Here is a 6,376-nt window from a genome sequence, read left to right as displayed (position 1 = left end):
CACAGGCACTATATAGCACCTGTGGCTCTTCTTTATGATCTGGATGTGAAAAACACCGTTCAGTTTTTCAAATAGATTGACCCAATTTTATAGAAAAGCACCGCAATCGTCCTTTTATATTGATTTACGCTGTTTTCTATAATAAAATGTATTTCTTCGGTTATTTATTTTCTATTATTTATTATTTATTCCATTTCTTCTTGTATTACTATTTATACTGTTCAGGAATTGCCTTCCACTTTTATTTATTCTTCAAATTCTGCGGTTACCATAAATCCTCTTGGTGTATGCTCAATGTTGACGATCACACCTTCACGTGCTTTGATGCGGTTTGCATTTTTAAAACATCCAGACATCGCTACAGCCGGTTCTATAATGTAACTAAAATTCATATTCGTCTGAATTTCAGTTATTTCAACATGATCTCCAATCTGTACCAGATTTGGACGTTCCATCTTGAATTTTTCCTGTCTCATAGTTAAATTTTCCTTTCATCTTATTTTGTTCATATTATTAAGATCAAAAATTCTCGTTACAGTATAACACAAAAAATATGGTTTTGCATGAGTAAAAAGCTGCTATTTTAATTCAGTAGAATAATATGGAATGACAATACGCTGCCCGGCATAGATCTTATCGACATCGGTAAGGGAATTGATGCTTTTTACTTCTTTGATATAGGTTTTCGGAGAATCATATTCCTCTGTCATATGCTCATTGGCGATATCCCACAGGCTCTCCCCCTTCTGGATCACGATGTCTGTGTAATACTTGTAAGCATGTCTTGTAGGCTTTTCCTGATCTGCATTTACCGTAAAACAGATACTTAAAGATACAGCAAGGATCAGAAAGGTTATTAAGATTGCTGTAAACAGGCAGGAATATCTTTTTACCATACACTGTTTCCGGTTCCTTTTTCGATTCATAATCATACTTTTTTCTGTCATAGTCTCTCTCCTTTTCGTGGTTTGTCTGTCGTGTGATCTTCTGTCTGAACATAGAGCAATCGTTTTTGAAAACAAGGAACATTTGTTCTTGATTAACATCATTATATTACGGGAACGTACGTTTGTCAATATAAAAACGAACATATTTTCGAGAATATTTGTTTGCTTTTTTTAAAGTCCTGTGTTATGATAAAAGAAAAGAAAACAGTGATGATTTGGCGAAGGTACTTAACCGTTTACAAAAACAGTGGAATTGAAGTCCTGTCGCATATTCAGACAGATTGGAGGATAGATATGGCAGATGGTACTATTACAGCAAAACAGAAAGAAATATTAGAATACATAAAATCAGAAATTTTAAAGCGAGGATTTCCGCCTGCAGTGCGTGAAATCTGCGAGGCAGTTCATTTAAAATCTACTTCGTCTGTACATTCCCACCTGGAGTCTCTGGAAAGAAAGGGATATATCAGACGTGATCCGACCAAGCCGAGAGCGATTGAGATTCTGGATGACAGTTTCCAGCTATTAAGAAAAGAAATGGTGAATGTCCCGATTGTCGGTAAGATCGCAGCCGGTTCTCCGCTTCTGGCAGTAGAGAATATTGAATCTTATTTCCCGATCCCTTCCGAATACCTCCCGAATGCACAGACATTTTTACTGGAGGTAAAAGGAGAAAGTATGATCAATGCCGGTGTGCTCTCAGGGGATCATATTCTTGTCAAACAGCAGGATACCGCAGAAAACGGCGAGATGGTTGCAGCTTTGATTGATGATTCTGCGACGGTAAAAACATTTTATCACGAGAATGGTCATATTCGTCTTCAGCCGGAAAACGATACCATGGATCCGATTGTTGTCGAGGAGAAAGACGTTCATATTCTTGGAAAAGTAATTGGAGTATTTCGTTTCTTTTCTTAAACGTAATCCTAGATTAATATAAATGCTCTGAGAGAATCGCATGCGAGGCTTTACGTGCGTTCGACTCGAAATAAATAACTGTAAACAAAACAGGGCGAAAATACTTTCCTTGGTATTCTCGCCCTGAGCATGATTATTCTTTATAATATTGAGAATAAAAAGCATATTGTTTTAATCTCTTACTACTCTATACCTTTATAATTTTTACAGTTCTTCCACCGTCAGGCTTTTGCCGTCACGCCAGATACGTTCCAAATCGTAGAACAGACGGTTTTCATTATCAAAGATATGGACAATGACATCCTGATAATCCATCAGGATCCAGTTGCCGCTCTGATAGCCCTCGATCTGTTTTGGCTCATGACCAAGCTTTCCAAGTGTTTCTTCTACATTATCTGCCATAGCCTGGACCTGATTTCTGTTTGAGCCGCTTGCGATGATGAAGTAATCAGCAAGTACAGTAACTTCTGAGATATTAAGGATCTTAATATCTTCTCCTTTTTTATCAGCCAGAGCTTCACAAATCTGTTTTGCAAGTTCTCTTGATTCCATATGTGGGTACTCCTTTCTGAGCTTTAACTCACTCAATCCTGTTTTTCTTCCTGCAGTTGTCTGTAAAATTCATATGCCTGCTGTGTTGTCGAATCGACTTCGGCATGGATTGTTTCAAGATACTGAAGTGTATCATGAAGTACCATATACAATGCCTTGTCAAGATCCTGAAATGCAGCTTCACGTATCGCAGGCAGATTGGTTGCCTTGTTTCGCCATGGTTCTATATAATCGGCAAGATAAGTAATCTTCTGGAGAAGTGTCATATCGACATTTCCGGTTGTATGATATCGAATCGCATCCAGAATATCCTCATCTTCAATGTCATATTTGGATTTTGCAAGAAATACACCGGCTTTTGCATGAAGCAGCGAAGGATTTTTCCGTTCTGCTTCTGTGATAGCAATGTTATTTTTTTCGCAGATGCTTATCTTTTTATCGTTTGGTATACATTTTGCACAGTCGTGCAAAAGTCCGGCAACCATCGCACGCTCCAGATTACAGCCGTGGCACATAGCCAGGGCTGCACAGGTATACATGACTCCAAGCGTATGCTGATAGCGATCCGGTGTTAATTTCTTCTGCAGTTTTTCCTGTATTTTTATCAGATCATATCTATTTGTCATTCTTTACACTCACTATACAGATTTTTTTCTTTAATATACGAAATGACTTTATCCGGTACATAATATTTCAGGGAAGTATTCGCTTTTCGGATCCATTCCCGGATCTCGTGCGAAGAAACGTCGATATTTGGTGTGGCAAGGATCCGGATATCCACCTGATATTTTTGAGTGAGATATTCTATCTGTTCTTTAAAATGTTCTGCCGATACATGATCTCGTACCGCCGCAACGATCACACAATTCTGACAGATTTTCTGCGGCTCATGCCAGGTTTCAAATGCAAACAGAGAATCGGCTCCCATAATAAAATAGTATTCCGTATCCGGATGCTTTACAGTCATTTCCTGCAAAGTTTCGCTTGTATAACAGTAATCTTCCCGAAAGGCTTCTTCCAGAGAAAGTTCAAAATGCGGATTGTCTGCAATGGCACCGCGAACCATATCAACACGTTCCTGAATATCCGCACGGCCGATACGGTTTGGCTTGTGAGGCGGATTGGCAGAAGGCATAAAAAGTACTTTCTCCAGTCCAAACTGATGCCAGGCATTTTCGCCGAGGATCAGATGCCCGATGTGGATGGGATCAAAGGTTCCTCCCATGATCCCAATTTTTCTTGCTTTTTCTTTCTTCAAGAAAATGCCTCCCCTCAACGTGGAAGTTCGATTTTTTTCTTGTCGTCTTTTCCTTCTTTATAAAGAACGATTTTTTTGCCGATAACCTGTACAACCTGTGAATGGGTGCGTTCTGCCAGGGTTCTCGCAAGTTCCTTCGGATCGTCCATGCAGTTTTGCAGTACATTGATCTTGATCAGTTCACGTACTGCCAGTGCTTCAGCAATCGCACTGGTGTTTTCTGGTGTCAGGCTTCCCTTGCCGATCTGGAAGATCGGATCCATGGTCATAGCCAGACTTTTTAAATAAGCACGCTGCTTACTTGTCATAATTATATTCCTCGCTTATCATATCAAATCTTTATTTATAGTAATCAAATTTCAGGCCGTACATACGGACGGTATCGCCCTCCTGAATTCCGGCAGCTTCCAGTTCGTCGAGAATGCCGGTTGTTTTGAGGAAGTTCTGGAAGAACTGGAAGCCTTTTTCAGAATCCAGATTCGTATAACCAAGCATACGTTCAATCTTTGGACCTTCTACCACGTAAGTGTTTTCCTCTTCTTCTGACTTCTCAACGGTATAAGGAAGGTTGTCATTTGGATTATACTCGTTCGGATCGTATTCCTGCTCAAATACGACCGCTTCTTTTGGCAGTGCATCCAGCAGTTCACGCACATAGTATAAAAGTTCCTTTAATCCTTTGCCGCTTACTGCGGAAATGGAAAATACTTTCATGCCCTGAGGCTCAAATTCTGCACGGATGCGTTCAACCGGATCCTCGTCCTCAGAATAGATCACATCGGTTTTATTGGCAGCGATCACCTGCGGCAGAGTTGCCATTCTCGGATTATAGGCTTTGAGTTCTTCATTGATCTTGTAAATATCATCCACCGGATCACGGCCTTCTGTAGAAGCTGCATCCACGACATGGATGATGACCTTTGTACGTTCGATGTGGCGTAAAAATTCATGTCCAAGTCCGACACCTTCCGAAGCTCCTTCGATCAGTCCCGGGATATCCGCGATCACAAAGCCTTTTCCGCCATCCAGATCTACAACGCCAAGATTCGGATTTAAGGTTGTGAAATGGTAATTTGCGATTTTAGGTCTTGCATTTGTCACACGGGACAGGAAGGTTGATTTTCCGACATTCGGGAAACCGACCAGACCGACATCTGCGATCACTTTTAATTCGAGCTGTACCCAGAGTTCTTTGGCACTCTGTCCGGGCTGGGCATATTTCGGAACCTGCATGGTAGCCGTTGCATAGTTCATGTTTCCTTTGCCGCCACGTCCACCTTTTAATACAATTTGACGTTTGTTGTCACCGGACATGTCAGCGATCACTTTTCCGGATTCTGCATCTTTGATCAGGGTTCCTTCCGGAACTTTCAGAATGAGATCCGTACCATTTTTTCCGTGACAACGTTTTTTACCGCCTTCTTCTCCCGGCTGAGCACAGTATTTTGCCTTGTGCCGGTAGTCGTTCAGGGTATTAAGTCCTTCATCGACTTCGAAAATGATATCTCCGCCTTTGCCGCCGTCACCACCGTCCGGACCGCCGTTCGGCACGAAAAGTTCTCTTCGGAAACTTACGTGTCCGTCTCCGCCTTTACCGGAACGGATAAATATTTTTGCTCTGTCTGCAAACATATATACTCCTTTATATCAAAAATGGCTTCAAACCGTACACGATTTGAAGCCACATGTTCCACTTATTATTTTGCCTCTACAGGAACAATTGAAACCTGCTTTTTGTCACGGCCTTTTCTCTCAAAACGTACAACACCGTCTACTAAAGCAAACAGGGTATCGTCGCCGCCGCGTCCAACATTAACGCCCGGGTGAATCTTTGTTCCACGCTGTCTGTAAAGAATGTTACCAGCCTTTACAAACTGTCCGTCAGCTCTTTTTGCACCCAGTCTTTTAGACTCGGAGTCACGTCCGTTCTTTGTAGAACCAACACCTTTTTTATGAGCGAATACCTGAAGGTTCATCTTCAACATGGTCTACACCTCCTCGATTTTCAATCGTATAAATTCATTACCGTATTGTGTCTGAATATCTCTCAAACCAAGAATCATAGAATCAAGCAGAAGTGTGGTTTTATCGGATACACTGCCTTCCAAAATCAGTTCTACGATACCGTGATCTTCACGGGCAGCAAACTTATCGTCTGTAAAAGTCTCAATCGAATTTACAGCATTTACAACAAGTACGGATACCGCCGCACAGATAATATCATAACCTTCTTCAGCATAACCGGCATGTCCGACTACTTTAAAACCAGCATAACTGTCATTTGATCTATGGATTGTAACTGTAATCATATGGATTAACCGTTAATTTTTTCAATCTTAACCTGAGTGTACTGCTGTCTGTGACCGTTCTTTTTATGATATCCGGTCTTTCTCTTGTACTTGTAAACAATAACTTTTCTTGCTTTTGCATTTTTAACAACGCTAGCAGTTACTGTTGCACCAGCTACATCTGCACCAACTTTCAGTCCGTCATTGCTAACTGCAAGAACATTTTCGAAAGTTACTGTTTCACCAGCTTCTGCACCAAGCTTTTCTACGTTAATGATATCGCCCTCAGCTACTTTGTACTGTTTACCACCTGTTGCAATAATTGCGTACATATGGCACCTCCTATTATCATTACTCGCTAAATATGGTAGTCTGCCTTGCGGCATGACATTTAAACCTCTTTATGCGGCATC

General features: G+C 41.0%; 11 protein-coding genes. 1 reads left to right on the top strand and 10 read right to left on the bottom strand.

The genetic code is table 11. The features are described from left to right. Positions 1–245: 245 nt before the first annotated feature. Complete coding sequence (locus LKD42_RS10880) at positions 246–476, bottom strand: hypothetical protein (protein ID WP_022119758.1); 231 nt, start codon at positions 474–476, stop codon at positions 246–248. Positions 477–578: 102 nt separating this feature from the next. Further along, positions 579–947, bottom strand: coding sequence for a LysM peptidoglycan-binding domain-containing protein (locus LKD42_RS10875; RefSeq protein ID WP_248835691.1), 369 nt, complete (start codon positions 945–947; stop codon positions 579–581). Between the two features lie 294 nt (positions 948–1,241). On the opposite strand from LKD42_RS10875, the gene lexA reads away from it, so the two are divergent. Continuing rightward, positions 1,242–1,865, top strand: coding sequence for a transcriptional repressor LexA (lexA, locus tag LKD42_RS10870; RefSeq protein ID WP_022119756.1), 624 nt, complete (start codon positions 1,242–1,244; stop codon positions 1,863–1,865). A 204-nt stretch (positions 1,866–2,069) separates the two neighbouring features. On the opposite strand, the gene rsfS is transcribed toward lexA, so the two are convergent. The 8 genes from rsfS to rplU form a co-directional block, all read right to left on the bottom strand. Continuing rightward, complete coding sequence (rsfS, locus tag LKD42_RS10865; protein ID WP_022119755.1) at positions 2,070–2,417, bottom strand: ribosome silencing factor; 348 nt, start codon at positions 2,415–2,417, stop codon at positions 2,070–2,072. A 32-nt stretch (positions 2,418–2,449) separates the two neighbouring features. Next, positions 2,450–3,043: a bis(5'-nucleosyl)-tetraphosphatase (symmetrical) YqeK gene (gene yqeK / locus LKD42_RS10860; RefSeq protein WP_022119754.1), complete on the bottom strand. Its 594-nt coding sequence runs from the start codon at positions 3,041–3,043 to the stop codon at positions 2,450–2,452. Further along, a complete protein-coding gene (nadD, locus tag LKD42_RS10855) occupies positions 3,040–3,675 on the bottom strand; it encodes a nicotinate-nucleotide adenylyltransferase (RefSeq protein ID WP_226911894.1) in 636 nt (211 codons plus the stop codon). Before nadD ends, yqeK begins: the two co-directional genes overlap by 4 nt. Positions 3,676–3,689: 14 nt before the next feature. Next, positions 3,690–3,983 carry a ribosome assembly RNA-binding protein YhbY gene (gene yhbY / locus LKD42_RS10850; RefSeq protein WP_022119752.1) on the bottom strand — a complete coding sequence of 98 codons (294 nt, stop codon included), beginning with the start codon at positions 3,981–3,983 and terminating at the stop codon, positions 3,690–3,692. 31 nt (positions 3,984–4,014) lie between these two features. Then, positions 4,015–5,307, bottom strand: a complete 1,293-nt coding sequence (gene obgE / locus LKD42_RS10845; RefSeq protein ID WP_022119751.1) for a GTPase ObgE — start codon at positions 5,305–5,307, stop codon at positions 4,015–4,017. Positions 5,308–5,372: 65 nt separating this feature from the next. Beyond that, complete coding sequence (gene rpmA / locus LKD42_RS10840) at positions 5,373–5,660, bottom strand: 50S ribosomal protein L27 (protein ID WP_022119750.1); 288 nt, start codon at positions 5,658–5,660, stop codon at positions 5,373–5,375. Between the two features lie 3 nt (positions 5,661–5,663). Further along, positions 5,664–5,984 carry a ribosomal-processing cysteine protease Prp gene (locus LKD42_RS10835; RefSeq protein ID WP_022119749.1) on the bottom strand — a complete coding sequence of 107 codons (321 nt, stop codon included), beginning with the start codon at positions 5,982–5,984 and terminating at the stop codon, positions 5,664–5,666. Positions 5,985–5,989: 5 nt separating this feature from the next. Continuing rightward, positions 5,990–6,295, bottom strand: coding sequence for a 50S ribosomal protein L21 (gene rplU, locus LKD42_RS10830; RefSeq protein ID WP_022119748.1), 306 nt, complete (start codon positions 6,293–6,295; stop codon positions 5,990–5,992). Positions 6,296–6,376 lie beyond the last annotated feature (81 nt).

Source organism: Hominisplanchenecus faecis (genome assembly GCF_020687205.1).
GTDB lineage: Bacteria > Bacillota > Clostridia > Lachnospirales > Lachnospiraceae > Hominisplanchenecus > Hominisplanchenecus faecis.
The sequence above is the reverse complement of the archived record's forward strand: the minus strand, read 5'-3'. Positions and strand labels throughout refer to the sequence as shown.

Excerpts from the sequence above, each read along its gene's own strand:
- LKD42_RS10880 (WP_022119758.1), bottom strand. The coding sequence starts at position 476 with ATGAGACAGGAAAAATTCAAGATGGAACGTCCAAATCTGGTACAGATT.
- LKD42_RS10875 (WP_248835691.1), bottom strand. The coding sequence starts at position 947 with ATGACAGAAAAAAGTATGATTATGAATCGAAAAAGGAACCGGAAACAG.
- lexA (WP_022119756.1), top strand. The coding sequence starts at position 1,242 with ATGGCAGATGGTACTATTACAGCAAAACAGAAAGAAATATTAGAATAC.
- rsfS (WP_022119755.1), bottom strand. The coding sequence starts at position 2,417 with ATGGAATCAAGAGAACTTGCAAAACAGATTTGTGAAGCTCTGGCTGAT.
- yqeK (WP_022119754.1), bottom strand. The coding sequence starts at position 3,043 with ATGACAAATAGATATGATCTGATAAAAATACAGGAAAAACTGCAGAAG.
- yhbY (WP_022119752.1), bottom strand. The coding sequence starts at position 3,983 with ATGACAAGTAAGCAGCGTGCTTATTTAAAAAGTCTGGCTATGACCATG.
- obgE (WP_022119751.1), bottom strand. The coding sequence starts at position 5,307 with ATGTTTGCAGACAGAGCAAAAATATTTATCCGTTCCGGTAAAGGCGGA.
- rpmA (WP_022119750.1), bottom strand. The coding sequence starts at position 5,660 with ATGTTGAAGATGAACCTTCAGGTATTCGCTCATAAAAAAGGTGTTGGT.
- LKD42_RS10835 (WP_022119749.1), bottom strand. The coding sequence starts at position 5,984 with ATGATTACAGTTACAATCCATAGATCAAATGACAGTTATGCTGGTTTT.
- rplU (WP_022119748.1), bottom strand. The coding sequence starts at position 6,295 with ATGTACGCAATTATTGCAACAGGTGGTAAACAGTACAAAGTAGCTGAG.